Source organism: Streptomyces sp. NPDC005070, from assembly GCF_053600395.1.
Map to the genome: position 1 here is coordinate 32,045 of NZ_JBSFZS010000050.1, position 26,140 is coordinate 58,184.

The window sequence follows — 26,140 nt, forward strand, 5'->3', positions numbered from 1 at the left end:
CCGACGCGGAGAGTTGGAAAAGGCTCAGCTTCGGAGACCACGCCTGCGGCGCGGCCGATCATGGGGGAGCGGCGCCCGCGGCGTCCGTACTAAGGACACGCACCCTATGTTCAGCAGGAAAAAGATCGCGGCCCTCTCGGGGCTCATCGGCGGCCTCGCCGTGGCGTCCACGGGCATCACGTACGCGCACGCCGCGGGAGACCCGGCAGCTTGCACTCGGAACCCCCAGGGGGACGTCATCTGTGTGCAGCACGTCGAAGGCGCGAGCACCGGGCGCGGCACCCCTCCCCATCAGGAGACCTGCATGCCGCTGCAGGCCGTGACGCTGCCCGCCGCCATGGGCAACGGCACGACGCAGATCGGCCCTCAGGTGACCTGTTCGCCCGACACGTCCGGAGCGCCTCGGCAGATCGACAGGTAGCGCGAACCGCCCGACCTCCTCCCCCGAAGCGCACGACGGCTGAACCCCGCCCCACCAGCGCCATTTGCCCTATACCCCGTATGGGGCTCCGGCGCGACATGGGGCGTAAATCCTAGATTGATTACACATGGCGTGCAACCGTTACGTTAAGTGGTCATTCCAGGCGGTATGCCTGGATCAGGAAAGGGTCATCTATGCGTAAGTTTCAGCGCGCCATGGTCGTAGCGGCGGCCGTCGCGGGGCTCTCCGCCCTCGGCGCCGGCATGAGCTTCGCCGACGGTAACGACGCCGCGCCGGTACCGGTCCCGGCCGTCGCCAACTCGTCTGCCAGCGCCGTGGCCATCGGGGGCGGCTACTACTTCCTGCCGCAGGAGCAGGGTCAGCCGCAGGAGCAGGCGCAGAAGCAGGCGCAGGTCCAGCCCCAGGTCCAGGTCCAGCCGCAGGTCCAGGCTCAGCCCCAGGAGCAGGTCCAGCCGCAGGTCCAGGAGCAGGTCCAGCCGCAGGTCCAGGAGCAGGCTCAGCCGCAGGAGCAGGGTCAGCCCCAGGTCCAGGGTCAGCCCCAGGAGCAGGGCCAGCCTCAGGTCCAGGCTCAGCCCCAGGAGCAGGGCCAGCCCCAGGTCCAGGCTCAGCCGCAAGAGCAGGGTCAGCCGCAGGAGCAGGGCCAGCCTCAGGTCCAGGGCCAGCCCCAGGAGCAGGGTCAGCCGCAAGAGCAGGGTCAGCCGCAGGAGCAGGGCCAGCCTCAGGTCCAGGGCCAGCCCCAGGAGCAGGGTCAGCCGCAGGAGCAGGGCCAGCCCCAGGAGCAGGGTCAACCGCAGGAGCAGGCTCAGCCCCAGGAGCAGGGCCAGCCGCAAGAGCAGGCTCAGCCCCAGGAGCAGGATGACAACGCCTGAGAGCCGGAGCTCCGGGTCAAGGCCCGCCGCGGCCTCACTCAGCGTCGGGGATACGGACCGAGCGGTGCGCTGAGTGATACCCCGTGGTGCAGGTAGCCCGGACGCCGAGTCGCGTCCGGGCTACAACCATCCTGTCGGCGGACGAATATTAAATTGCTCGACTTTCTCGACGCGGGCAATGCCGGTCAATAAAGGACTATCCGATTCTTCACCACAAAGGAATGCAACACATGCTCTTTTCGCAGAAGTCTGCGGCCGTCGCAGCATTCGCCGGAAGCCTCGCCGCTATCTGCCTCGGCGCTACACATGCACAGGCCGAGGTGAATTCAGGCGCCTGCCCCGCCACGCAGAAGGACGTCGTGTGCATTCAGAAGAATGAGACGTACACCGACAAGGACGGCACGCACGTCATCAAACAGGACCAGCAGTGCTCGACACCGGACCAGCCGCACGTGCTCACGCAGCAGGACCAACTCCAGGAAAACGAACCTGCCAAAGTGGGGCCGGTCGTGGACTGCTCCAACACGGCCAAGCTGCCTGAGGGGTTCAAGAAGCCGCACTTCGGCTGAGCGCTCACGGAAAATGCTGGTCCGGGGAAGGTTCCCGGACCAGCATTTCGTTTCCCGGCCGTCTTCGACGCCGGCTGCGACGTGACCTGTCCGGTCCTCCTGCTCACCGACCTGCCCCTGGAGTTGCCGGACGGCTCGGCCGCCGTGGTGCGACAGCCTCATGGCAACGGCCTTCGCGTTGATCCCGGGCTTCCGTGGCGGAGTACAGGATCAGGCGAAGGCCGTTGCTACGTTCGGAACCGGGACTCAGCCGCCGAACGTGTTGCTGCAGCCCGCGGTCGAGCCCAGCGACGTCTTCTGGGCCCCCGGGCTGCCCTCGCCGCCCAGCAGGTTGCCGCCCAGGCCGTTGCCGATGCCGACCTGACCGAGGACATCAAGGTTCAGGTCGTGCGACTGACAGGTGCTGTGCTGCGAGACCTTGAGGCTGTCGCCCCTGTCCCAGCCCTGATCCGCGTGGGCGACGCTGGCACCCAGAAGCCCGACGTTTCCGAGGACGGCCACCAGGACGGCGACCGTACGGAGCTTGCGCATGTCATCTCCGGAAGAAGTGAGGTGAAGGCGATCCGCGAAGGATCGCCTTTGTGTGACGCGAAGGACTCAACGGCGCCAAAACGGGGTGCCCGGAAGGGTCCAGCGCCACGCTGGGCCGCCTCGGAAGTGGTTTGACGCACGTGAAAGGTCCCGGCACTTTGCCTGGGGCCCAGTGCCGGGACCGTTCATGGTCAGGCGTCTTCAACGCCTGAGGGGACTTCAGAAGGCGCTGTTGTTACAACCCATGGTGGAGCCGAGGGAGGTGGACTGGGCGCCGGGGTTGCCTTCGCCGTTGAGGGCGTTGCCCAGCAGGCCGTTCAGCACGCCGACCTGGCCGAGGACGTCGAGGTTCAGGTCGTGCGACTTGCAGTTGGAGCTCTGCGTGACGCTGAACTGGTCGCCGCCACCCTCGCCGTGACCGCCGGCGTAGGCCGTGCCGCCAACGAGTCCGATGCTGCCGATGGCAGCGACCAGGACCGCAACGTTGCGAAGCTTGCGCATTTTATCTCCGTGTGGGGGTGAGTTTTGCGATCTGTGGGTAGATCGCGGTTACGAGCAGAACAATAGCGACAAAAGCCTCGGAATGGACAACAACACGCTGGCTTTATGTCCCAGAAGCACCGAAAGGCTGAATCGCAGGGTGCGTCGATTCCGGTGCGTACCCGGCAATGACGCGGTCTTCCGTCAGTGCTGCTGCACGTTGGCGAAAGAATTCGTCTGGCTGTTGGCCTGCGTGCACTCGACGCCCCGGGTCTGGGCCGCGCCGAGCAGGGCAACCGGGACGTTCGCATCGAGCAGGGTCTGCGGGCTGCACTCCTGGTACGGACGGAACAGGTTGGCCTGCCCCGCCAAAGCGCTCTGCTGCTGCCTCGGCGGCGCTTCGGGAGAGAGCCGCGGGCTGAGCTGCGGATTCAGCTGCGGGTTGACCTGCGGGGAGACCTGGGTGCCACGCGACGGTGCCAACTGTTGCGGAGCCGACGAGCCATAGCCCCGCGTGGTCGCCTGGGCGGAGGACGCCGAGGCCGCCTGGGCGTCGGGCTGCGAGACCGGGTGCGGCGCAAAGCCGTTGGGGGCCGCCGGGGTGACGGCGAAGCTTGCGCCGGCGCCGACGCCGGACAGGCCGCCGGCTGTTGCGGCGACGAGCGCGATCTTGTGAAGCATACGCATGGGTTTCCTCGGCCCTTCAATTGACCTGTGCACGGAAGCTGATGTGCCGATGGGCAGCGCAGTCTTCGCAGTCCCTCTGCTCCATTCGGCCGCGATGGACCATCCCTATCGCCCCGTGGGGAACGAAAGGAACATGGCCGCGCAACGGGTGCGGGGGTGCGGTCACCCATTTGATACGGCGTGCGAGCCGAGACGCCCGGGTCGGCTGACGGCAAACGGGTGACGCCCCGTCGAGTGCCGTGTCCACGGCGCCGAAACCTCGTTCCCCGGAGGTGCGGGCAGCGGCCGTAAACCGTGGACAGGTGGAGGATCCGCTGCCGGCTCCGATACGAAGTCCGCGTGCTCCTCGAGACAACCGTAGCCTCCGGCGCGATGCGAGTGACGCACCAACTGCACGCGTGACCGCATTGAATGCAATGGACTCACATCTCAGGTAACGAAGGACCGAGGGTTTCATGCGGAAGCTTCACAAGGCCGCGCTCGTCATGGCGGCGGCCAGCGGTTTGGCCGGCATCGGCGCCGGCGGCAGCTATGCCGACTCACCGGAGGGGCGCATCGGCACCACCCCGGCGTCGGTTCCGGATCAGTCGGCTGCTCCGATCGCGGCCCCCCAACCAGCCCCACAGGCCGCCCCGTCAGGACCACAACAGACCGGATTCGCCTCGGCCTCGGCCTCGTCACAGGGAACGGCCCAGGCCTCCAGCTCGCAGAACCCGCAACAGTTCGCTCAGGCCGCACCCGCACAGCCGGCGCAGGCCGCACCCGCACAGTTCGCTCAGGCCGCACCCGCGCAGCCGACGCAGGTCGTGCCTCAGGTCATGCCGCAGGTCATGCCGCAGGTGGCCCCGCAGGTAGCGGTACCCCCGGTACTCGGCGCAGAGCCGCCGATGATGGTCGCCCCCCAGGTGAACCCGCAGCTCAACCCTCAGGTGAACCCGCTCGTCAACCCGACGATCACGCCCGCGAGCGCACCGGAACTGGCTCCGGTCGCCCTCGGGCAGATCGCGGCCCCTCCGGTCGGACAACTGGGACTTCCCCAACTCGGCTGACAGCCCGCCCCGCACATCCGCAGTCCTGACTCAACGGGTCAGATACCTCGCATTTCCTCCAAGGAGCTTCACATGCGCACGTTGCACAAGGTCGTTCTTCTGGGCGCCCTCATCGGCAGTATCGGCTCCTTGGGTGCCACCACCGCTTCCGCATACGGCGATTCGGGCCACGACGGCGACAGCATCGACATCACGCAGGGCGTCGAGTGCCGCTCGCACGACATGAACATCGAGGTGCTCGGCAGCGTCGGCGCCCTCACCGGCCTGGCCGGGAACCTGCTGAACGGCGAAGGGGCCGCGGGTGCGCAGAAGAGCCACCTCGGTTCCGAGATGGGGTGCAACAGCCGGGCGCTCTGACCGACCGCTCGCTCGCCCCCTTCGTTCCGTCGGCGCGGTGCCACTGCTTCTTCGCGTGGCGCAGGGTCTGTTACCCGCATTCCCGTTGATTTGACCGGCGGCACCTCTGCATCGCATGGCACGGAGGCGGCGTGGACGCATGAAGCGTTCGCGCCGCCTTCGTGCGTTCCTCACGGCCCATCGCGTGCCGCACGAGCTGCTCCGGTGGCGGGGTGCTCACGTCGGTGCCATGGCGCGGAGGGCGGACGGGCACCGACAGCCCGCCGGGCCCCACCAAACACATTCGATGGGGCCGTACGGGCATCCAGGTCAGCGACTTGGGCGGAAGCGGCGGTACAGGACCGCACCCGCGAGGACGGACACGGCGCCGCCGGCGAGGGCCGGGCCGGCCAGATCCGCTCCTGTGTGGGCCAGCGTGGACGTCGCCGTGTCCGGGGTGTCCGGAGCGGCCTGCTGCCGGGGGGCCGGGGTTCGCGAGACCGGGGGCGTCGCGGTCGAGGGCTCGGGGGCCGGAGTCGTCCGGGTGACGTGAGGGTGAGCGTGGTCACCGCCGTTGACCGACTGGTTGCCGATCGCCGGATTGCCCACGCCGGCCGCGTTGACACTGTTCCCGGAAACGTTCACCGGCAGATCGATCGGGAGCTGCAGACCGTTGCCCGAGATCAGCCCGGGCGAGTCCGTGACGCGGCCGTCAGCCGAGGCTCGGCCTGACGTGTCCGATCCGCGGTCGGTTTCCGCACGGTCGGCCTCGGCCGTCTCCTTGTTCTTGCACACGTTGCCCACGGCCGGGTTGAGCAGCCCCACGACGTCCACCGTGTTGCCGCAGAGGTTCACCGCCGCGGACAACGGAACCTGGAGGTTGTTCCCGGAGAGCACCCCGGGCGAACCGGCCGCCGTGGCCTCGGCGTCGGCACCGCCGGCCGCGAAGACGGCGGACGCGGGAAGAGCCACGGCCATCGCGCCGGACGCGGTGGCAACAGCGAGCACACGGTTTCGAGTAACCCGTCTCATGGATCCATACCTTCCTGAGCATCACTGCGGGTACTCACCCGCACATCTGCAAACGCCGGAACCGCAACAGGGTTATGGCGTACCGCCTTTCCAAGTCTCTGCGCTGGTCCAAAAGGCCCGACAGAGACCATCGATCATGTGACTGTCGGTTCGACGACTCGTCGCGCTTGCCATGGTGAGGGCGGTCCACAACTCGCCCCGGCACGCGGCAGTCCCGACAGGCAGGCACATGAACGGCCGTTGACTGCCCGGGCGATGGCCATGGACGGGTCGCTTTGCCGTTCGACGTGCCACACCTTCTGCTGATTTGCAGGCGAAACGGCAGACGGCGCCCGCACACCGACTCCACGGTGATCAAGCCTGTGATTTCCGACAAGGAGACGCCACTGTGCGAATTTCTGACATTCAGCGCTGCGAGGTCCGGCCTGGACGGCTTGTGGAGTGGGGGTTCAGTCCCGCGACCGTCGCGGCGGCGACGGTGCTGCCGACGGATCCGCGGCCGCCGGCGTACATCCAGGAGTCACACATCAGAACGGCGCGGTCGGTGCGCGAGGGGGGCTTGTTCGTGCCGACCTGGCTGGGTGCGGCTTTCGACCTGCCCGGCCACGTGGACCTCGACATGCTGGAACAGGCCCTCCGCGGCTGGACACTGCGCCACGAGACGCTGCGCAGCGGGTTCAGGTGGGCGGGCGACGAGATGCACCGGTTCACTCTCGACCCGGCCGATGTCACGCTCCACCGCGAAGTGGTGGGCGACTTCACCGACGCGAACCTGCTGGCCGAGCGTCTGCAAGACCGTTTCGACGAGGCGGCGGACGCTCTCGACTGGCCCAATCTCCTCTACGCGGCGGTCGTCCGCGAGGACTCCACCAGCGTGTATCTGGCATTCGACCACACCAACGTCGACGCCTACTCGCTGCAGCGCATCCCTTACGAGGTGCGGGAGTTGTACACGGCGCATGTCGCGGGGCAGCCCCTCACCGCCACACCGGTCGCGAGCTACGTGGACTTCTGCGAGCAGGAGCGGGCGAACGCGAACGCCATCGACGACACACACGCGATCGTCACGCGCTGGCGGGAGTTCATCGGCCGGTGCGACGGAAGGCTTCCGGAGTTCCCCGTCGATCTGGGCCTGCGGCCCGGCGACGCACTGCCCGTCCAGAAGCTCATGCGTGAGCCGCTCGTCGACGCGGACGCGGCCGCGGCGTTCGAGACGTACTGCCGTCCCTATGGCGGAAGCCTGGTGGGCATGCTGGCCGCGACCAGTCTGATCGTCCACGAACTCGGTGGGCAACCGGTCTACCGCACGGTCGTGCCGTTCCACACCCGGCTGAAGTCCGCATGGTCGGACTCCGTGGGCTGGTATGTCGGCGGCGCGCCGATCGAAGTACCCGCGGCACGGGACTTCGACGCCGCGCTCGCCTCGGTCCGGGCCCAGTTGCAAGCCAATCGGTCGTTGGCGCGCATTCCTCTGGCCCGGGTACTGCGCCTCCTGGGCGAAGACTTCCGCCCCACATCACCCGACTTGTACTCGATCGTCTCGTACGTGGACGCCCGCCTCATTCCCGGTTCGGCCGACTGGAGCGAACAGAAGGCGTACGGGCTGCTCCGTGTGTCGTACGGCGATCAGGTGTGCGCCTGGGTCAACCGGCTGCCCGAGGGGCTGTGGATCGCGTGCCGCCACCCGGACACGGACATCGCTTCCAAGAACGTACGCCTCTATGTCGAGAAACTTCGAGAGCTGATCGTCTCGGTTCGTCCCGCGATCCTTTCGACGTCGTAGGACGGTGATGCGCGTCGCCGGGGCGGTCACGCGGTGATGGCCGTGCGTACCGCTCGTATCAGGGACTGGGCCCGTGGGTCCGCCGTCACGCTCTTGCGGAAGCCGTTGGTGACGTAGCCGAAGGCGATGCCGGACTCGGGGTCGGCGAAGCCGAGGGCGCCGCCGCGGCCGGGGTGGCCGAACGAGCCCGGGGAGAGCAGCGGCGACGCTCCGCCGTGGAGCATGTAGCCGAGTCCGAAGCGGGTGTTGACGACGAGGACCCGGTCGGGTCCCGCGGACTGCTCCGAGCGCGCGGCCGACAGCGTCTCCGGTGTGAACAGCCGGACGCCGTCCACCTCCCCGATCAGCGCGGCGTAGAAGCGGGCGAGGCCGTCGGCGGTCGCGATGCCGTTCGAGGCGGGCAGAGCGGCGGCGCGGTAGGCGGGATCGTTCTCGTCGGGCATCGGGGTGATCGCGGCGAAGGCGCGGCGGGTGAGGCTGCCGGGGTCGGCGTACGCGTCGGAGACCGCCCGCTTGGGGCGGGTTTTGAGGCCGCCCGGCGTGGCCGGTGCCTCGGTCTGCGCGACCCGGCCCACCCGGCCGGCCACCGCCTCCGGAAGCCCGACCCACAGGTCGAGGTCCAGGGGCCGGGCCAGCTCCTCCGCGATCCACCGGCCGATCGTGCGCCCGGTGACGCGCCGGACCAGCTCGCCGGTCAGCCAGCCGTACGTCTGCGCGTGGTACCCGTGCGCGGCCCCGGGCGCCCAGGCGGGTGTCTGGGCGGCCACGGCCGCGGCCGTGAGGTCGGGGTCGGCGGCCTCGGCGGGGGTGAGCGGGCGGTCGACGGCGGGAACCCCGGCCCGGTGCGCGAGCAGATGCCGTACGCGCGTGTGCTCCTTGCCGTGCGCCTTGTACTCGGGCCAGTAGGCGGCGACCGGCGCGTCCGGGTCGAGCCGTCCTCGCTGGGCGAGCAGCAGGAGTACGGCGGCGGCGACGCCCTTGGTCGCGGAGCGCACGATCTGGGCGGTGTCGCGTTCCCAGGGCTCGGTGCCGTCGACGTCACGGGTGCCGCCCCACAGGTCGACGACCTTGTGTCCGTCGCGGTACACGGTGACGGCGGCGCCCCGGTCCCCCAGCGTCGCGAAGTTGGCCGCGAACGCCTCCCTGACCGGTTCGAAGCCCTCCGTCACTGTGCCGTTCACGTCCACGCCCGCGCTCCCTGTCGCCTCACCTCTACCGACAATGAGTGCAACACGCGTCCGCGGCCTTCGATTCCTAGGGCGCCTAGCCCAGCACGATCGTGACCTCGATGTTGCCGCGGGTGGCGTTCGAGTAGGGGCAGACCTCGTGGGCCGCGTCCACGAGCTTCGCCGCCACGTCCTCGTCGACGATGGGGAGCGAGACGCTCAGGGCGACCGCGAGTCCGTAGCCGCGCAGTTTGTTGGGGCCGATCCCGACCTTCGCCGCGACGGTGGAGCCGGAGAGATCGAGGCCCGCGCGACGGCCGACCATGACCAGGGCGTTGTGGAAGCAGGCGCTGAATCCGGCGGCGAAGAGCTGCTCGGGGTTCGTGCCATTGCCGTCGCCGCCCAGCGCCGGCGGCATCGCCACCTTCAGTTCGAGCTGCCCGTCCTGACTGGTCACATGGCCGTTGCGGCCGCCGTGAGCGGTCGCCTCGGCGACATACATGATCTTCGTCGGACGGGTGTCGACAACGGCGCCGTCGATCACGGCAGGACCTCCCCCGGAGTGGGCAACAGAAGCTCACACAGGCGCATCGCGCACAAATGTATCGTGCACAAGGTACCGGTCGGTATGGGCCTCGGGAAGCCTCGGGCGGCGACGAACTGTCAGCGCCCGCGAGCCGCCGCGCCCTCCGCGCGTTCGGCCAGCCGCCGCAGCTCCTCGCGCAGGCGCGCGACGTCGCCCTCGCTCAGGCCGGTCGCCGTGAGCAGCGCCTGCGGTACGTCCTCCGCGCGCTCCCTGAGCAGTTCGCCACGCCCGGTGAGGGCGACACGCACCGAGCGTTCGTCGTGCGCCGAGCGCTCACGGCGTACGAGCCCCGCCGACTCCAGCCGCTTGAGCAGCGGCGACATCGTGCCGTAGTCGAGGTGCAGGGCGGCGCCCAGTTCCTTGACCGTGGTCTCGCCGCGCTCCCACAGGACCAGCAGGACGAGGTACTGCGGGTAGGTGAGGCCGAGCTCGTCCAGCAGCGGGCGGTACGCCGCTGTCACGGCCCGCTGGGCGGCGTACAGGGCGAAGCACAACTGGTCGTCGAGCAGCAGCGACCCGGCCGGCGGCCCGACGTCCTCTTGTTTCGTCACGCCCCCATTGTCACGGAGCGCGGGTCGAACCCGAAGGGAAGCTCCAGACGATGGGTGCGCATGAGCCCGTCGTCGGAGAGGACGTCACCGGTCGCGCCGTCGGCGACGATCACACCGTCGCTGAGGACGAGGGAGCGGGGGCACAGTTCGAGGGCGTACGGCAGGTCGTGGGTGACCATGAGGACGGTGACGTCCAACGAGCGCAGGATGTCCGCGAGTTCACGCCGGGAGGCGGGGTCGAGGTTGGAGGAGGGCTCGTCGAGGACGAGGATCTCCGGCTCCATCGCCAGCACCGTCGCGACGGCGACCCGGCGCCGCTGCCCGAAGGACAGGTGGTGCGGCGGGCGGTCGGCGAAGGCCTCCATGCCGACGCGCTCCAGCGCCGTGCGGACGCGTTCCTCCAGTTCGGCGCCCTTCATACCCGCGGCGGCCGGCCCGAAGGCGACGTCCTCGCGCACGGTCGGCATGAAGAGCTGGTCGTCCGGGTCCTGGAAGACGATGCCGACCTTGCGCCGGATCTCCGCCATGTTCCGCTTGCCGACCGGGAGTCCGGCGACCGTCACCGTTCCGGCGCCGCCGGTCAGGATGCCGTTGAGGTGCAGGACGAGGGTGGTCTTGCCGGCGCCGTTCGGGCCGAGCAGGGCGACGCGCTCGCCGCGCCCGATCCGGAAGTCCACGCCGAACAGGGCCTGGTGCCCGTCCGGGTAGGCGAACGCGAGGCCGGAGACCTCCAGGGAAGTTGCGGCAGGCGTCACAGGGTCCATCCCAACAGGCATACGACAAGGGCGGCGAACGGAAGGGCGAGGGCGTACGACCACTGCGCCCGGGACGCGGTCACCTCGTCGATGACGGGCATGGAACCGGCGTACCCCCGGCTCACCATGGCCAGGTGCACGCGTTCCCCGCGTTCGTAGGAGCGGATGAACAGCGCGCCCGCCGATTTCGCGAGCACCCCCCAGTGGCGCACTCCGCTCGCCTCGAAGCCGCGCGACTCCCGCGCGATCCGCATGCGCCGCATCTCGTCGGTGATGACGTCGCCGTAGCGGATCATGAAGGAGGCGATCTGTACGAGGAGCGGCGGGAGCTTCAGCCGTTGCAGGCCTAGGAGCAGTTCGCGCAGTCCGGTCGTGGAGGCCAGCAGGACGGAGGCGGCGACGCCGAGGGTGCCCTTGGCGAGGACGTTCCAGGCGCCCCACAGGCCGTCGAGGCTCAGGGACAGGCCCAGCACGTCCACCCGTTCGCCCTCCGCCACGAACGGCATGAGCACCGCGAACGCGACGAACGGGATCTCGATCAGGAGCCGCCGCAGCAGGACCCCCGCCGGTACGCGGGCCTGGTGGGCGACCACGGCCAGCAGCACGGCGTACAGCGCGAACGCCCACATCGCCTCGCGCGGGGTGGAGACGACCACGACCACGAAGGCGAGGGTGGCGGCGAGCTTGGTGTGCGGCGGCAGGGCGTGCACGGGCGAGTGCCCGTGCACGTACAGCTTGTGGGCGTGGCCCGCGCCCACCTCAGACGCCTTCCGGCACGGAGGCGGGCGAGGTGTCGGCCGTACGGCGCCTGCGGACCGCCCAGAAGACGCCGCTGCCCGCGACGACGGTGACGCCGACGCCGATCACCCCGGCGAGACCGCCGGAGAGCCGGGCGTCGGAGATGTCCTTGACGCCGTATCCGGCGAGCGGCGAGTCGTCGGAGGCGTGGGCCTTGGCCTTCGCGTCGATGCCCTTGTCCTTGGCGACCTTCTCCAGGCCGTCGGGGCTCGCGGAGGCGTAGAAGCTGACGAACCCGGCGAGGACGAGGGAGGTGACCAGGCCGGTGATCCACACCTTCCGGTGCGAGGAGCGGGCCGCGACGGGGGCGGGGGCGGCCGTGGGCGTGTCGACGAGTTCCCCGTTCACCCGCAGCTTGAGGCGCTGCTGGAGGCCGCGGGCGCCGTACACGAGGTCGGGCCGTACGGCGATGACGGCGCCGACGGTGAGCGCCGTGATCACGGCCTCGCCGATACCGATGAGGACGTGGACGCCGACCATGGCCGTGGCGACCTTGGAGAGTGCGATGTCGGTGGTGCCGCCGACCGCGTAGATGAGGGTGAAGGCGACGGCGGCGGCCGGGACGGAGAGCAGCGCGGCGACGAAGGAGGCGACGGTGACCGAGCGCCGCGTGCGGGGCAGCACCTTCACCAGGCCGCGGAAGACGGCGTACGCGACGACCGTGGTGACGATCGCCATGTCGGTGATGTTCACGCCGAGCGCGGTGAGCCCGCCGTCGGCGAAGAGGATGCCCTGCATGAGCAGGACCACGGAGACGCAGAGGACGCCCGTGAAGGGTCCGACGAGGATCGCGGCCAGGGCGCCGCCGAGCAGATGTCCGCTGGTCCCCGCGGCGACCGGGAAGTTCAGCATCTGCACGGCGAAGATGAACGCGGCGACGAGGCCGGCGAGCGGCGCGGTCCGTTCGTCGAGTTCACGGCGGGCACCCCGCAGGCTCACGGCGACGGCGCCTGCGGCGACCACGCCTGTGACCGCGGAGACCGGGGCATTGATGAATCCGTCAGGTACGTGCACCGTCCGATGATAGTGCCTTGTTGCGAATGACTTGCAAGAGCGCGGACACGCGAACAACATGCGACAGGCAGGCGTACGGGAGCAGTTCACCGGCGGCGAACGGGCGCGCGGGAGCGGTCCGCCGGCCTCGGAGCCCGGACCGCCGGGGGTGAATGCGGCCGCCGCGCACATGGACCCGCCGCGAGCGGGCAGGCGTTCCCTGAGGGAGGGTCACGGACGGCCGGAGAGCGGTTTCCGCGAGATGTGCGACATTGGAATGGTGACGGAATTCACATCTTCCACATAGGTGACGCAGCGTAAGGAGTCGGTACATGCACGCCGTCGAACAGTACGCCCGCGCTCATATCGTGACGGACACCGCCGACTCCCTCGACGACGAACACCGGGCCGTCCCGGTGGCCCTCCGGTACGACCCGGAGGCGGATCCCGGCCGGGTGTGCGTCACGCTGCCCGGCCCGCACGAGTGGACCTTCGACCGCGAACTCCTGGAACGGGGTCTGCGTGTCCCCGTCGACAGCGGCGAGGTCCGCATCTGGCCGTGCGGCCGTGTCCAGGCCGTCCTGGAGTTCCACTCGGCGCAAGGGGTGGCGGTCGTCCAGCTCGACACGAAGGCGCTCATGCGGTTCCTCCGCCGTACGTACATGGCCGCCACGCCCGTGGCGCACTAGAGGAACGGCACATACCCGAGAGACCTCGCCGAGGCGTCGGCGAGGTCTCTCGGGTGAACGGTCCGGCCGCGGGAGCCGAGGTCGGACCGCGGAAGCGTCCGAGGGTCAGACCCCGACCAGCTTGCGGTCGTGGTCCCCGTCACGCGGCTTCTCCTCGAGCGCCCGCAGGCCCTCGCCCTCGACATCGACGTTCGGCAGCACGCGGTCCAGCCACTTCGGCAGCCACCAGGCCCGCTTGCCGAGCAGGGCGAGCACCGCCGGGACGAGTGCCATCCGGACGACGAACGCGTCGAAGAAGACGGCGATGGCGAGACCGAAGCCGATCATCTTGATCATCGACTCGCTGGAGCCGATGAACCCGGAGAACACGGCGATCATGATGACGGCGGCGGCCGTGACGACCCGCGCGCCGTGCTTGAACCCGGTGACGATCGCCTGACCGGGCTTCTCACCGTGGACGAAGGCCTCCCGCATGCGCGTCACGAGGAACACCTCGTAGTCCATGGCGAGACCGAAGACCACGCCCACCATGAAGATCGGCATCATGGACATGATCGGGCCGGTCTCCTCGACGCCCATCAGGCCGGACAGCCAGCCCCACTGGAACACCGCGACGACCGCGCCGAGGGCCGCCATCACGCTGAGCAGGAAGCCGAGGGCCGCCTTCAGCGGAACGAGGATCGAACGGAACACCACGATCAGCAGCAGGAAGGCGAGACCGACCACGAGCGCGAGATACGGGATCAGCGCGTCGTTGAGCTTCTGCGAGAAGTCGATGTTCATGGCCGTGGAGCCGGTGACGAGCACGGTCGCGTCCGTCTCGGCCTTGATGTCGGCACCGGTGCCGCGGATCTTGTGGACCAGGTCCTCGGTCGTGACGGAGGACGGCTTCGAGTCGGCGATCACCGTGATCATCGCGGTGTCCCCGGCCTTGTTGGGGGCCGCCGGGCTCACGCTCACGACACCCTTGAGGTCCTTGATCTCGTCGTGAACGGTGCTGAACACCGTCTTGGGGGTGTCGCTCGCCTTCGCGTCGACGACGACCATCAGCGGACCGTTGAAACCGGGCCCGAAGCCCTCGGAGAGCAGGTCGTAGGCCCGGCGCTGGGTGGTGGAGACCGGCTGCGAGCCGTCGTCGGGCAGGCCGAGCTGGAGCGAGGCGGCCGGAACCGCGGCGGCGCCGAGGCCGACCACGCCGAGCAGCAGCACCGCGAGCGGGCGGCGGACGACGAAGCTCGCCCAGCGCGTGCCCATATTGGGCTTGCCCTGCTTCTTGGCGGCACGGCCGCCGCCGAGCAGCCTGCTCTTCTGGCCGGCCGGCTGGACCCTGCGGCCCGCGTAGCCGAGCAGCGCGGGAATCATGGTCAGGGCGATGAGGACGGCGACGGCGACCGTGCCCGCCGCGGCGACACCCATCTTCGTGAGCATCGGGATGTTGACGACCGACAGTCCGACCAGCGCGATCACGACGGTCAGTCCGGCGAAGACCACGGCCGAACCCGCAGTGCCGACGGCGCGTCCGGCCGCTTCCTCGCGTTCGCGGCCCTCGGCCAGTTCGGCCCGGTAGCGGGAGACGATGAAGAGGGCGTAGTCGATGCCGACCGCGAGGCCGATCATCATCGCGAGGGTGGAGGTGGTGGAGCCGAGGTCGAGCACGCTCGCGAGCGCGGTGATCGTAGAGACGCCGATGCCGACGCCGATCAGCGCGGTCAGCAGCGGCAGTCCGGCGGCGATCAGGGAACCGAAGGTGATGACGAGGACGACCGCGGCGATCGCGATGCCGATGACCTCGCTGGAACCGGTCTCGGGCGTCGCCTGGAGCGCGTCACCGCCCACCTCGACGGTCAGTCCGGAGTGCCGCGCGTCCTCGGCGGCCGCCTTCAGGGCGTCCTTCGAGGCGTCCTTCAGCTCCATGCCGGAGACCTCGTACTTCACCGAGGCGTAGGCGACCGAGCCGTCCTTGCTCACCGCCTGGGTCTTGAACGGGTCGCTGACGGAGGTGACCTCGGAACCGGTGCCGAGCACCTTGACGGCCTTCTCGACCGCCGACTTGTTGTCCTTGTCGGCCATCTTCTCGCCGGCGGGCGCCTTGAAGACGACCCGCGCGGTCGCTCCGTCGGCGCTCATCCCGGGGAAGCGGCTCTCCAGCAGGTCGAAGGCCTTCTGCGCCTCGGTGCCGGGGATCGAGAAGGAGGACGATCCCGCGACGGGCGCGGAGGCGGCGCCGACACCCGCGAGCGTCAGCAGGGCCACCCATATCAGGGCGGCGAAGTGCCGGCGCCGGAAGGCGAGACGGCCGAGTTTGTAGAGGAACGTGGCCACGAGGGCGTACTCCCGGTCAGGTCGTGGAAGGGCAGGGGCTGGTGTGATCACCCGTGTGGGGGCAGGGGGGATCAGCCCGACGACGTGAGCGGCGCGTCAGGTGCGACTGCAGAGATCTGCAGAGAAGAGGTGGCGGTGGTGCGGGGTCGGGTGCGGGACGTCAGGCGCCGAGAGCGGGGAGAACCACGGCGTCGACATACGAATGCAGGAAGGCCTGTGTCGGTGGGAGCTCGTCGATCATGGTGCGGGCGGCGAAGGCGCCGATGAGCATGTGCATCACGTACTCCATCGCCGGGTTGTCCGCACGGATCTCACCTCGGTCGACACCGCGCTGGAGGACCATGCGCAGCTCTTCCATCTCCGGCTCGATCAGCCATTCCCGGAACGCCTTCAGCAGATCCGGATTCGAGTGCGCCGCCATGGCCAGGCCCCGCATCAGCGCGGAGTCCCGCTCCATCTGGCAGTCGTCCTGCCGGAGGGTCAGTGCGTGGAAGTCGCCCCGCAGGCTCCCGGTGTCCAGGTCGGAGAACTTCAGCGGCTTCTGGTGCCGCAGTGCTTTCACGACGAGTTCGGCCTTGCCGCCCCACTGGCGGTAGAGGGTGGCCTTGCTGGAACGGGTGCGGGTCGCGACGGCGTCCATCGTGAGGGCGTCGTAGCCGACCTCCCGAAGCAGGTCGAGCACGGCCGTGTACAGCTCGGCTTCACGCTCGGGCGTGATCCGACTGCGACGCGCCGTTGCGGCTTCAGTCATCCCACTCACCTCTCCCGCTTCGGACGACATGGATTCGTATGTCCCTGAAGATACCCCGGGACACCAGCGAAACGAAACCGTTTCGTACGTGTGCTGGGTCACGCCGGGACGAGGCGGGGCGCACGGCCGGGGGCCGATGGGATCGGTGGGACCGGTAGGACTGGTGGGACCGGCGCGGGGCGAGTGGGGCCGTGGCGGGGCGCGTGAGGAGGCGCGTGTGGGGGCGAGCGTGGGGGCGCGTACGGGAACGTACGCGCCCCCACGCGCACCTTCCGTATCCCCGCCCGCACCCACGTCCCACAACGCGCCCCCGGCGCCACGAGTTGCCGGGGCCACTCCAGCGGAAAAGCATGGGGAGGTGAGCGACGAGTACGAGAACGCGACCACGGACGAGAACTCCTCCGGCTATCTGCGCTTCCCGCATCTGAGCGGCGACCGGCTGTGCTTCGTCACCGAGGACGACCTGTGGCTGGCCCCGCTCGACGGCCGCGGACGCGCCTGGCGGCTCACCGTCGACCGTACGAAGGTCGGCCACCCCCGCTTCTCCCCCGACGGCCGGCGGATCGCGTACACGAGCTGGCGGAGCCTCGTGCCGGAGATCCATCTGGCGCCGGTGGACGGCGGACCGGGCCGCCGGCTCACCTACTGGGGCAGCGCCGACACCCAGGTGTGCGGCTGGTCCCCCGAGGGCGACATCCTCGCCGTCGCCTCGCATGGCCAGCCCTTCTCCTACTTCACCTGGGCCTACTCCGTCCCCACCGACGGCGACCCCGGCCGCAAACAGCCCTGGGGCCCGGTCTCGGACATCGGCGTCGCCGACGTCGCGGGCGAGCGGAAGACCCTGCTGCTCACCGGCACCCCACCGCACGAACCGGCCGCCTGGAAGCGCTACCGGGGCGGGGCCATGGGCCGTATCTGGCTGCACGGCAGACAACTCGTCGCCGAACTCGGCGGCCATCTCGCCTGCCCGATGTTCGTCGACGGGCGGATCGCGTTCCTCTCCGACCACGAGGGCATCGGCAACCTCTACTCGTGCACGTACGAGGGCTCCGACCTGCGCCGCCACACCGATCACGACGCCTTCTACGCCCGGCACGCCTCCTCGGACGGCACCCGGATCGTCTACCAGTGCGCGGGCGATCTGTGGATCGTCGACAACCTCTCCCCCGAGTCGGTCCCCCGCCGCCTAGATGTCCTGCTGGGCGGTCCGCGCGCGGGACGGCGTACGTACCCGGTGCCGGCCGCGCAGCACGTGGACAGCATCTCCGTGGACGAGACGGGCCGGGCCAGCGCCGTCGTCGTACGCGGCAGCCTGTACTGGCTCACCCATCGCGACGGGCCCGCGCGCACCATCGCGGACACCCCGGGCGTACGGGTCCGGCTGCCGGAGATGCTCGGCTCGGGCGGCCAGGTCGCCTACGTCACCGACGCGGACGGCGAGGACGCCGTCGAGATCGCCTACCTGCCCCGCGCGACCGGCGCCCGCGAGCCGCGTCGCCTCGCCTCCGGCCGGCTGGGACGCGTACAGGAACTGGTGTCGGACCCGCAGGGCGAACGCCTCGCCATCGCCTCGAACGACGGACGCCTGCTGCTGCTCGACGCCACGGAGGAGCCGGGGGAGGGTGCCGAACTGGGCGGGCTGGAGGAACTCGATGGGGTCGATGGGCTCGGGGGGACCGATGAATCCGGGGAGACCGGGGGAGCCGGGGAATCCGGGGAAGCCGGGGAATCCGGGGAGGTCGAAGCGGCTGAGGGGGCTGGTGGATCTGGTGGGGCCGACGAGGCCAGTGGTTCTGGTAGGTCTGGTGGGTCCGGCGACGCCTCGCGGAACGGGCCCGAGGACGGGACGGAGGACGGGGACGAGGACGGGGCGGGGACCGGGGCCGGGGTGGAATCCGGTGGCGCCCCGACGAGCGGGGCGGGTGAGGTCACCGAGCTCATCCGGTCCATCAACGGGCCGGTGACGGACCTCGCCTTCTCACCGGACGGCGCCTGGCTGACCTGGTCGCACCCCGGGATCGGCCGTTCCCTGCGGCAGATCAAGATGGCCCGCATAAAGGACCGCCTCATCGTCGACGTCACCAACGGCCGCTTCGAGGACGAGAATCCGGTGTTCACGCGCGACGGCCGCTATCTCGCCTTCCTTTCCTGGCGCGGCTTCGACCCCGTGTACGACGTGCACACCGGCGACCTGTCCTTCCCCCTCGGCTGCCGCCCCTACCTCGTCCCCCTGTCCTCCGCCACCCCTTCCCCGTTCGCGCTGAACCCCGACGGGCGGCCCGTCGCCGGGGGGCTCGACCCGGTCGAGGACGGGTCCGGCGACGGCACCGCGACGACCGTCGAGCTCGAAGGCCTGGAGAGCCGGGTGACGCCCTTCCCGGTCACCGCCTCCAAGTACTCGGCGCTGCGCCCGGTCGCGGGCGGCGGCCTGGTCTGGCTGCGCTGGCCGATCTCCGGCGCGCTGGGCGAGACGTTCGCCAACCCCGACGACACGACCGGCCGGCCGACCCTTGAGTTCTTCAACATCACCAAGGCGAAGAAGTCCGAACTCGTCGACCACCTCGACTGGTTCGCCGTGAGCGGCGACGGCTCCCGGCTGGTCGTCGTCGACGAGGGAGACCTGCGCGCCGTCCCGTCGACCGAGTCCGGCGACAGCGACTCCACCGTCTGGATCGATCTGCGCCGCATCCTGCACGAGGTGAACCCGTGCGCCGAGTGGCGCCAGGCGTACGCGGAGGCGGGCCGCATCATCCGCGCCTACTACTGGGACCCGGACATGTGCGGCATCGACTGGGACGCGATCCTGGAGCAGTACCGTCCCCTGGTCGAACGGGTCTCCTCCCCCGACGAGTTCGCGGACCTGCTGCGCGAGGTGCTCGGCGAACTGGGCACCTCGCACGCGTACGTGAGTCCGGCGCGCCGCAACGAGGGCCCGCCCCAGTACCAGCGCTGGCAGGGCCTGCTGGGCGCCAACTTCGTCTGCCGTGACGGGAACTGGATGCTCAAGCGCATCCTGCCCGGCGACTCCTCCGACTCCAAGGCGCGTTCACCGCTGGCCGGGGCCGGGATCCGCGAGGGCGCGGTCCTCACCCATGTCGACGGACGTCCGGTGAACCCGGTCACCGGACCGTATCCGCTGCTCGCGGGCGCGGGCGGCACGACGGTGGAGCTGACCTTCACCCCGGCGGAGGGCGAGGGCCGCTCCCGCCGGGTGGCCGTGGTCCCGCTGATCGACGAACGCCCCTTGCGCTACCAGGACTGGGTGGCCAAACGCCGCCAAGTGGTACGGGAGTTGAGCGGCGGTCACTGCGGCTATCTGCACATCCCGGACATGGGCGGCTCCGGCTGGGCCCAGTTCAACCGCGACCTGCGGATGGAGGTCTCGCGCCCGGCCCTCATCGTCGACGTGCGGGGCAACGCGGGCGGCCACATCAGCGAACTCGTCGTCGAGAAGCTGACCCGCACGATTCTCGGCTGGGACCTCACCCGTGACGCCCAGCCGGTGTCGTACGCCTCCAACGCCCCGCGCGGCCCGGTGGTGGCGCTGGCCGACGAGGCGACGTCGTCCGACGGCGACATGATCACCGCCGCCTTCAAACTGCTGAAGCTGGGCCCGGTCGTGGGGCAGCGCACCTGGGGCGGCGTCGTCGGCATGACCGGCCGCCACAGCCTCGGCGACGGCACGGTCATCACGGTGCCGATGAACGCCGCCTGGTTCGACGCGTACGGCTGGTCCGTCGAAAATCACGGTGTCGCACCGGACTTGGAGATCCTGCGCACCCCGCTCGACTGGGCGGAGGGCCGTCACGCCCAGTTGGACGACGCCATCCAGCTCTCCCTCGACCTGTTGCGCACCCACCCCGCGGCCTCGCCGCCGGACCACTCGGACGTGCCCGACCGACGACGGCCGAAGCTCCCCCCGAGGCCGGACTGACCCGACACCGGCCCGACCGGAGCGGAGCGGCGAACCGGCCCCCGGCTCCCGGCTCCCGGCTCCCGGCTCCCGGCTCCGACGAGTCGCCCCAGTCCGGCCCGGGCGTAGCCCGGAGCTGGCGGAGCTGACTCGGCCCGGCGCGGCCGTACATAAAAGCCGGACATCCATGCCGGACATGAAAACCGGACATGAAGGAAGACCGGGCATGAAGACCGGGCACGCGAACAGGGCGCCCTCCAGGAGGAGGGCGCCCCATTCATTCAGGCCGAGCAGGCCTGGCAGGTGCTTCGGTCAGACGTCGTAGTCCTGGTCGAAGCGGTCCTGGGCCTCCCGCTGAGCACGCTCCGGCTCCGGCTTCGCGCCGTCACGGCCGGCCGGGGCACGACGGCTCGCCTCGTCCTGGCGGCCTTCGGGGTGGCGGCTTTCGGGGCGCGTCTTCGTCTTGGCCTGCGGCTTGCCCTGCTGCTTCATCCGCTCGGCCTTGTCCTTGAACTGGTCCTGCATGCTCATGAGATTCACTCCTGTTGCGGGTGAGGGATTCGGCCCTCGATCTCCCCCTCGGAGTGGGGAAGGTCCGGGCCTCGACCAGACTGACACGCAGGAACACAGCACGCATTTCGGTCAGTCACTCACCGTGAGACACGCCGGTGGGACGTGTTCCGGAGGCCCGCCGGAAGCCCTGTGCGGGCCCTCGGCAGGCCTCCGGGACGCCTCCGGGACGCCTCCGCCCGCCTCAGGGAGCCGTCGACTTCCGCTCCTGCTCGTCGGCCGCCCCGCCGGCCCCGACCAGCCCGGTCCGCACCGCGCCGAGGCGCGGTTCGAACCGCCGCATCTCGCGCTGCCCGACCGACCCGATGACACCGGGCAGGTACCCCCGGATCCCCTGCATCCCGCGCAGCCACCACTGCGCGTACACATGGCTGGAGCGGCGCTCGATGCCGGCCACGATCCGGTCGACGGCCGGCCCCAGCGGATACGTCTTGTTGGACGGCCACGGCAGCCTCTGCCGCAACTCCCGCATCACGTCGTCCTGATCGGCTCCGCGCACCATGTCGGTGTCGGTCCAGGACAGATACCCGACGCCGACACGGACGCCCTTGTGGCCGACCTCGGCGCGCAGACTGTGCGCGTACGCCTCGACACCGGACTTGGAGGCGCAGTAGGCCGACATCATGGGGGCGGGGGTCATCGCGGCCAGCGAGGCGATCTGCAGCAGGTAGCCCCGGCTCGCCGTCAGCGCCGGCAGGAACGCCCGCGCGGTGACGGCCGATCCGATCAGGTTCACCTCGATCACCCGCCGCCAGGCGACGGGGTCGGAGTCCACGAAGGGCCCGCCGCTCGCGACACCGGCGTTCGCGACGACGATGTCCACCTTCCCGAACCGCTGCTCGACCTCCCGGGCCACCCGCGCCATCGCCTCGTGGTCGGTGACATCGGCGTACCAGTGGTCGCTCTCGCCGCGCAGCCGCTCGGAGACCCGCTTGAGCTCGTCGGCCTCCAGTCCGACCAGCGCGACCTTCGCCCCGCGCGCGGAAAGTTTGCGGGCGAGGAGTTCACCGACACCGCGTGCGGCCCCCGTCACGACGGCGACCTGCCCTTCCAGGCTCACCTTGCTCATGCGCCCTCCTTGATCTCTGCGGTCTCCGCGATTCCTGCGGTCTCCGCGATTCCTGCGGTCTCCGTGATTCCTGCGGTCTCCGCGATCCGCTCGGCCTGTTCGGCTCGCGCGGTCTCCACGGCGTACGTGGCGACGAGTTCCCTGATCCGGGCGGTCACCAGTTCCGGCGCCTCCACCGGAGTCATGTGCCCGAGGCCCGGCAGCTCGGTGCTGCCGACACAGTTCGGCAGCGCCGCCACGAGGGCGCGCGCGTGCACGACCGGTGTCATCCGGTCCACGCTGCCCGCGATCACCGCGGTCGGCACCCTCAACTGCCGTACCCCCGCGTCGAGATCGAGCGTGGCGAGCACGGCTGACCAGGCGTGGCGCACGGTACGCGGACAGGCGTGCACGATCCGCGCGCACGCGTCCACCATCACGGGGGACGAACCGGGCCCCATGGTCGCGTACTTGAGGATCCGCCGGGCAACAGGCGTGACGGGCCCGAGCGGTGCGCGCGAGCCGAGCACGGCCCCGGTGAGACGCGTCCGGAGCCGCCCGGCACGCCACGGCAGCACCCGCGACTCCTCCACGAGCCGCGTACTCCCCGTGCTGCACAGCAGCGCCGCCGCCGCGTGTTCCTGGAACCGCGGCCGCGCCGAGGCCGCCATCAGCGTCATCCCGCCCATGGAGTGGCCCGCGAGCACGGCCTTCTCGCCCGGCGCGAGGGTGGCCGCGAGCACCGCCTCCAGGTCGTCGGCGAGCGCCTCGGTGCTGCACGCGTCACTCGCGGGACTGCGTCCGTGCCCGCGCTGGTCGTACGCGATGACGCGGTGGTCGGCCGCGAGGTCCCGGATCTGGGCCGCCCAGAAGGCCGTAGAGCAGGTCCAGCCGTGCGCGAGGACGACGGCGGGCGCGTCCTCGGGGCCGTGCACCTCGACGTGCAGTCGCGCGCCGTCCGCGGAGTGCGCGATCAGTTCCCGCGCCGGTACGGGAGGCGCGTACGCCCCTTGTGCCTCGTGCGTCGGTCGGCTCACGCGCCTGCCTCCACCTTCTTCTCGCGGGTGCTCTTCGTACGCGGCTCGGGGGCGGCCTCCGGCGTCTCTCCCGGTGCGGGTTCGCCCGCGCGCAGCACGTCGTACTCCCCCAGGTCGACGCGGCGCGTGGCGCCCCGGAACTCGGTCGTCGTGCCGGGCCACACGGTCGTGTTGACGCCGTTGGCGTCCAGGTACCAGCTCGTGCAGCCGCCGGTGTTCCACACCGTGCGCTTCATGCGTTCCTGGACCCGGTGGTTCCAGGCGTCGACGGCGCCGGGGCGGGCGTCGAGCGCCACGCGGCCCCCGAGGACGCCCAGTTGCCGTACGAAGTCCGCCATGTAGTTGAGCTGGGACTCGATCATCAGGATCATCGAGGAGTTCCCGAGCCCGGTGTTCGGTCCGGTGATCGTCATCCAGTTGGGGAAGCCGGCCGCGGTGGCTCCGCGCAGCGACTTCATGCCGTCCTTCCACGACTCGGCCAGCGTCCTGCCGTCCGCCCCGACGACCCGTTCGGCGATCGGCATGTCGGTGACGTGGAAGCCGGTCCCGAAGACGATCGCGTCGACCTCGGCCCGGCTGCCGTCGGCGGCGACCAGCGTGGAGCCCTCGATCCGGTCGAGCCCGGAAGCGACGACGTCCACGTTCGGCTTGGTGAGCGCCGGATAGTAGGCGTTCGACAGCAGGATGCGCTTGCAGCCGATCCGGTAGTCGGGCGTCAGCTTCGCGCGCAGCTCCGGGTCCTTGACGGCGCGTGAGATGTTCCGCCTGGCGAGCCGCTCGACCAGGCCGAGTTCGTCGGGGCGCTTGGTGAACGCCTGCACCTGGAGTTCCCGGATGCCCCACAGCAGTCCGCGCCGGGCCTGCGCGGTGAAGGGAAGCCGCCGGTGCAGCCACCGCTCGGCGCCGCTGATGGCCCGGTCGACCCGCGGCATCACCCACGGCGGGGTGCGCTGGAACAGCGTCAGCCGGGCGACGTCCTGCTGGATCGCCGGCACGATCTGGATGGCGGAGGCGCCGGTGCCGATCATGGCCACCCGCTTGCCGCGCAGGTCGTAGTCGTGGTCCCAGCGGGCCGAGTGGAACACCTTGCCGGTGAAGGTGTCGACCCCCGGGACCGAGGGGATCTTGGGGTCGGAGAGCGGCCCGGTCGCGGATACCACGACGTCCGCCGTCAGGGATCCGCTGCTGGTCTCGATGCGCCAGTGGAGCTTGTCCGTGTCCCAGGTCATCATCGTGACCTCGGAGTTGAACCGCAGGTGCGGCCGGAGCCGGAAGACGTCCGCCACGTGCTCCAGGTACGCGCGGATGTGCTCCTGCCCGGAAAAGGTGCGCGGCCATTCGGGGTTGGGCGCGAACGAGAACGAGTACAGATGCGAGGGGACGTCGCAGGCGCACCCGGGATAGCTGTTGTCGCGCCAGGTGCCGCCGACGCCGCCGGCCCGTTCCAGGACCACGAAGTCGGTGATCCCTTCGCGTCGCAGCCGTACGGCGGCGCCCAGCCCCCCGAACCCGGACCCGATCACCGCCACCCGTACATGCTCGTGCTCGGTCATCCCGACGCCTCCCTAGCCCGCACGACCACGCCAGTGAACACTGGCACAATCGGGAGGGTAGAGCAGCTTCGTACTCATGGGTAGGGGTCGCGACCGGGAAAGTTACCGGGGGTACGACGTAGGGTGCGGACGTGGCCGAGGGATCAGGAAAGCGCGGCGCGGAGACGCGGACAGGGGGCGCGGCGACGCGGAAGTCCGGCGGGCGCCGGCCGGACGCGACGCGCGGAGCCCCGGAACCCGACCCCGGGCCGCCCACCGGCACCGCCCGCTCCGCGCCGGAGCCCGGCCGCCGCGAGTACCGCATGGAGGAACTGGCCGAGAAGGCCGGCATCACCGTGCGCACACTGCGCTTCTACCGGGAGCGCAAGCTCATACCGCCGCCCCGGCGCGAGGGCCGCATCGCCTGGTACGACGACACCCACCTGGCCCGGCTGCGCACCATCTCGGCGCTGCTGGAACGCGGCCACACCCTGAACGGCATCGCGGAACTGGCCGAGGCCTTCGACCACGGCCGTGACGTCGGCGAACTGCTCGGGCTCGGCGAGCCCAGCGAGGAGACCCCGGTCCGCCTCTCCCCCGAGGAACTGGCCGACGTCTTCGTGGGCCAGGCGACCGGCGAGAACCTCGCCGCGGCGCTCGACCTCGGCTATCTCGGCACGGACGGCGGCGAGATCGTGCACATCAGCCGCCGCCTCCTCGACGTCTCGGCGGCCCTGGTCCGCGAGGGCATACCGCTCGCGGACGTCCTGACGGCGGCCCGCCGCGTACGCGAGCACACCGAGGCCCTGGCCGAACTCTTCACCACACTGGTCCTCACCGAGGACCGCACCCCCGACGACCTCCAGCGCCTGCGCCCCCTGGCCAAGAGCGTGGTGGAAGCGGAACTGTCGATGGCCATGGACCGCCGGCTACGGGATCCCCGGGCCTAGTCCGTACCCGGGAAGGGCTGCCGGGTCGGCCGGTCGTTCAACCCAGCGAGGGATATCGCCGTCTTCGTATGCAGAGCGCTGGACGGCAACACAGCGTATTCAGGGCAGCCCCGGAACCGCCGACGGAACACCGAGTCCCCCGACGTGCGGTTCACCCCATCGAAGTACTTTCCGATCAATGAAGGACAGACGCGTGTTCGCGGCCCGAGAGTGAGATCGAAAAGGCCCCGGCGGCTGTCCTACCAGCCCCGGGGTACGGCCGACACTTCGCGGAGCGCCGACGTGCCCAAGAGTAGTGCTCACCCATCCCTGCCGCCTTCAAGTCCCACCCAGCGCCGACGAGCTCTCGGCGCCGTGCGCCTCAGCTGCCTCACCGAGGTAACCACCTCACCCGGCAGGCAGCGCACCGCGATCCAACTGTGCACCGAGCAGATGGGCTTCACGCTGATCGCCGAAGCCTCAGATCTCGGAGTATCGGCGCACACGTTGTCCCCCTTCGAGAGACCCTCGCTGTCGTCTTGGCTGCGGCGCCCGGACGAGTACGACGCCATCGTGTGGTCGCATGTGGACCGCGCCGTGCGATCCGTCGTGCACATGTCCGAGCTGATCGAGTGGGGTCAGGAGCATGCAACGACACTCGTCTTCGGCCTGCCCGAGGAGCATCAACCGCTCGTGGTCTCGACGCGGCCGGACGGCGACAC

The 26,140-nt window shown here is 70.1% G+C and carries 26 protein-coding genes; 9 read left to right on the forward strand and 17 right to left on the reverse strand.

Annotated elements, in window-relative coordinates; translation table 11 throughout:
• Positions 1 to 106 precede the first annotated feature (106 nt).
• Entirely contained in the window at positions 107 to 421 is a 315-nt protein-coding gene (locus tag ACWEBX_RS18885) for a hypothetical protein (RefSeq protein ID WP_451885961.1), read from the forward strand.
• A 188-nt stretch (positions 422 to 609) separates the two neighbouring features.
• On the opposite strand, the gene ACWEBX_RS18890 is transcribed toward ACWEBX_RS18885, so the two are convergent.
• A complete protein-coding gene (locus tag ACWEBX_RS18890) occupies positions 610 to 1,272 on the reverse strand; it encodes a hypothetical protein (RefSeq protein WP_451885962.1) in 663 nt (220 codons plus the stop codon).
• 269 nt (positions 1,273 to 1,541) lie between these two features.
• On the opposite strand from ACWEBX_RS18890, the gene ACWEBX_RS18895 reads away from it, so the two are divergent.
• Complete coding sequence (locus tag ACWEBX_RS18895; RefSeq protein ID WP_451885963.1) at positions 1,542 to 1,880, forward strand: hypothetical protein; 339 nt, start codon at positions 1,542 to 1,544, stop codon at positions 1,878 to 1,880.
• Between the two features lie 246 nt (positions 1,881 to 2,126).
• Here the strand turns inward: ACWEBX_RS18895 and ACWEBX_RS18900 are convergent, their stop codons facing one another.
• The 3 genes from ACWEBX_RS18900 to ACWEBX_RS18910 all read right to left on the reverse strand — a co-directional run bounded on the left by ACWEBX_RS18900 (position 2,127) and on the right by ACWEBX_RS18910 (position 3,572).
• Positions 2,127 to 2,411 carry a hypothetical protein gene (locus ACWEBX_RS18900; RefSeq protein ID WP_451885964.1) on the reverse strand — a complete coding sequence of 95 codons (285 nt, stop codon included), beginning with the start codon at positions 2,409 to 2,411 and terminating at the stop codon, positions 2,127 to 2,129.
• Positions 2,412 to 2,630: 219 nt separating this feature from the next.
• The gene (locus ACWEBX_RS18905) at positions 2,631 to 2,912 is read right to left on the reverse strand and encodes a hypothetical protein (protein WP_326787257.1); all 282 of its coding nucleotides are present in this window, start codon (positions 2,910 to 2,912) and stop codon (positions 2,631 to 2,633) included.
• 183 nt (positions 2,913 to 3,095) lie between these two features.
• On the reverse strand, positions 3,096 to 3,572 hold the full coding sequence (locus tag ACWEBX_RS18910; protein ID WP_451885965.1) for a hypothetical protein: 477 nt from the start codon (positions 3,570 to 3,572) through the stop codon (positions 3,096 to 3,098).
• A 461-nt stretch (positions 3,573 to 4,033) separates the two neighbouring features.
• Here ACWEBX_RS18910 and ACWEBX_RS18915 point away from each other — a divergent pair, with 461 nt between their 5' ends.
• Both ACWEBX_RS18915 and ACWEBX_RS18920 read left to right on the forward strand, forming a co-directional pair.
• The gene (locus ACWEBX_RS18915; protein ID WP_451885966.1) at positions 4,034 to 4,627 is read left to right on the forward strand and encodes a hypothetical protein; all 594 of its coding nucleotides are present in this window, start codon (positions 4,034 to 4,036) and stop codon (positions 4,625 to 4,627) included.
• Between the two features lie 72 nt (positions 4,628 to 4,699).
• Positions 4,700 to 4,984, forward strand: coding sequence for a hypothetical protein (locus ACWEBX_RS18920; RefSeq protein ID WP_451885967.1), 285 nt, complete (start codon positions 4,700 to 4,702; stop codon positions 4,982 to 4,984).
• A 309-nt stretch (positions 4,985 to 5,293) separates the two neighbouring features.
• Here ACWEBX_RS18920 and ACWEBX_RS18925 read toward each other — a convergent pair whose 3' ends face one another.
• Entirely contained in the window at positions 5,294 to 5,995 is a 702-nt protein-coding gene (locus ACWEBX_RS18925) for a chaplin family protein (RefSeq protein WP_451885968.1), read from the reverse strand.
• Between the two features lie 388 nt (positions 5,996 to 6,383).
• On the opposite strand from ACWEBX_RS18925, the gene ACWEBX_RS18930 reads away from it, so the two are divergent.
• The gene (locus tag ACWEBX_RS18930) at positions 6,384 to 7,778 is read left to right on the forward strand and encodes a condensation domain-containing protein (protein ID WP_451885969.1); all 1,395 of its coding nucleotides are present in this window, start codon (positions 6,384 to 6,386) and stop codon (positions 7,776 to 7,778) included.
• Positions 7,779 to 7,804: 26 nt separating this feature from the next.
• On the opposite strand, the gene ACWEBX_RS18935 is transcribed toward ACWEBX_RS18930, so the two are convergent.
• The 6 genes from ACWEBX_RS18935 to ACWEBX_RS18960 all read right to left on the reverse strand — a co-directional run bounded on the left by ACWEBX_RS18935 (position 7,805) and on the right by ACWEBX_RS18960 (position 12,648).
• Entirely contained in the window at positions 7,805 to 8,965 is a 1,161-nt protein-coding gene (locus ACWEBX_RS18935; RefSeq protein WP_451885970.1) for a serine hydrolase domain-containing protein, read from the reverse strand.
• 76 nt (positions 8,966 to 9,041) lie between these two features.
• Positions 9,042 to 9,446 carry an organic hydroperoxide resistance protein gene (locus ACWEBX_RS18940; protein ID WP_451885985.1) on the reverse strand — a complete coding sequence of 135 codons (405 nt, stop codon included), beginning with the start codon at positions 9,444 to 9,446 and terminating at the stop codon, positions 9,042 to 9,044.
• A 161-nt stretch (positions 9,447 to 9,607) separates the two neighbouring features.
• Positions 9,608 to 10,081 (reverse strand): MarR family winged helix-turn-helix transcriptional regulator, encoded by a 474-nt coding sequence (locus tag ACWEBX_RS18945; protein WP_451885971.1) that lies wholly within the window; start codon positions 10,079 to 10,081, stop codon positions 9,608 to 9,610.
• Complete coding sequence (locus ACWEBX_RS18950; RefSeq protein ID WP_451885972.1) at positions 10,078 to 10,845, reverse strand: energy-coupling factor ABC transporter ATP-binding protein; 768 nt, start codon at positions 10,843 to 10,845, stop codon at positions 10,078 to 10,080. The genes ACWEBX_RS18945 and ACWEBX_RS18950 overlap by 4 nt, the downstream gene beginning before the upstream one ends.
• Positions 10,833 to 11,594, reverse strand: a complete 762-nt coding sequence (gene cbiQ, locus ACWEBX_RS18955) for a cobalt ECF transporter T component CbiQ (RefSeq protein WP_451885973.1) — start codon at positions 11,592 to 11,594, stop codon at positions 10,833 to 10,835. The genes ACWEBX_RS18950 and cbiQ overlap by 13 nt, the downstream gene beginning before the upstream one ends.
• Before the next feature lies 1 nt (position 11,595).
• Entirely contained in the window at positions 11,596 to 12,648 is a 1,053-nt protein-coding gene (locus ACWEBX_RS18960) for an energy-coupling factor ABC transporter permease (protein ID WP_451885974.1), read from the reverse strand.
• A 311-nt stretch (positions 12,649 to 12,959) separates the two neighbouring features.
• Here ACWEBX_RS18960 and ACWEBX_RS18965 point away from each other — a divergent pair, with 311 nt between their 5' ends.
• Complete coding sequence (locus ACWEBX_RS18965; RefSeq protein WP_451885975.1) at positions 12,960 to 13,316, forward strand: SsgA family sporulation/cell division regulator; 357 nt, start codon at positions 12,960 to 12,962, stop codon at positions 13,314 to 13,316.
• Positions 13,317 to 13,421: 105 nt separating this feature from the next.
• On the opposite strand, the gene ACWEBX_RS18970 is transcribed toward ACWEBX_RS18965, so the two are convergent.
• Positions 13,422 to 15,638, reverse strand: a complete 2,217-nt coding sequence (locus ACWEBX_RS18970; RefSeq protein ID WP_451885976.1) for an MMPL family transporter — start codon at positions 15,636 to 15,638, stop codon at positions 13,422 to 13,424.
• Positions 15,639 to 15,798: 160 nt separating this feature from the next.
• The gene (locus ACWEBX_RS18975) at positions 15,799 to 16,389 is read right to left on the reverse strand and encodes a TetR/AcrR family transcriptional regulator (RefSeq protein ID WP_451885977.1); all 591 of its coding nucleotides are present in this window, start codon (positions 16,387 to 16,389) and stop codon (positions 15,799 to 15,801) included.
• Between the two features lie 358 nt (positions 16,390 to 16,747).
• Between ACWEBX_RS18975 and ACWEBX_RS18980 the strand changes: the two genes are divergently transcribed.
• The gene (locus ACWEBX_RS18980) at positions 16,748 to 20,323 is read left to right on the forward strand and encodes a S41 family peptidase (protein ID WP_451885978.1); all 3,576 of its coding nucleotides are present in this window, start codon (positions 16,748 to 16,750) and stop codon (positions 20,321 to 20,323) included.
• Positions 20,324 to 20,614: 291 nt separating this feature from the next.
• On the opposite strand, the gene ACWEBX_RS18985 is transcribed toward ACWEBX_RS18980, so the two are convergent.
• The 4 genes from ACWEBX_RS18985 to ACWEBX_RS19000 all read right to left on the reverse strand — a co-directional run bounded on the left by ACWEBX_RS18985 (position 20,615) and on the right by ACWEBX_RS19000 (position 24,510).
• A complete protein-coding gene (locus ACWEBX_RS18985; RefSeq protein WP_451885979.1) occupies positions 20,615 to 20,833 on the reverse strand; it encodes a hypothetical protein in 219 nt (72 codons plus the stop codon).
• Positions 20,834 to 21,056: 223 nt separating this feature from the next.
• Positions 21,057 to 21,941: an SDR family oxidoreductase gene (locus ACWEBX_RS18990; RefSeq protein WP_451885980.1), complete on the reverse strand. Its 885-nt coding sequence runs from the start codon at positions 21,939 to 21,941 to the stop codon at positions 21,057 to 21,059.
• Positions 21,938 to 22,957, reverse strand: coding sequence for an alpha/beta fold hydrolase (locus tag ACWEBX_RS18995; protein ID WP_451885981.1), 1,020 nt, complete (start codon positions 22,955 to 22,957; stop codon positions 21,938 to 21,940). The genes ACWEBX_RS18990 and ACWEBX_RS18995 overlap by 4 nt, the downstream gene beginning before the upstream one ends.
• Entirely contained in the window at positions 22,954 to 24,510 is a 1,557-nt protein-coding gene (locus ACWEBX_RS19000) for a flavin-containing monooxygenase (RefSeq protein WP_451885982.1), read from the reverse strand. The genes ACWEBX_RS18995 and ACWEBX_RS19000 overlap by 4 nt, the downstream gene beginning before the upstream one ends.
• A 302-nt stretch (positions 24,511 to 24,812) precedes the next feature.
• Here ACWEBX_RS19000 and ACWEBX_RS19005 point away from each other — a divergent pair, with 302 nt between their 5' ends.
• Together ACWEBX_RS19005 and ACWEBX_RS19010 are read left to right on the forward strand one after the other, a co-directional pair.
• Positions 24,813 to 25,439 (forward strand): MerR family transcriptional regulator, encoded by a 627-nt coding sequence (locus ACWEBX_RS19005; protein ID WP_451885986.1) that lies wholly within the window; start codon positions 24,813 to 24,815, stop codon positions 25,437 to 25,439.
• A 354-nt stretch (positions 25,440 to 25,793) separates the two neighbouring features.
• A partial coding sequence (locus tag ACWEBX_RS19010) for a recombinase family protein (RefSeq protein WP_451885983.1) occupies positions 25,794 to 26,140 on the forward strand: 347 nt, incomplete at its 3' end.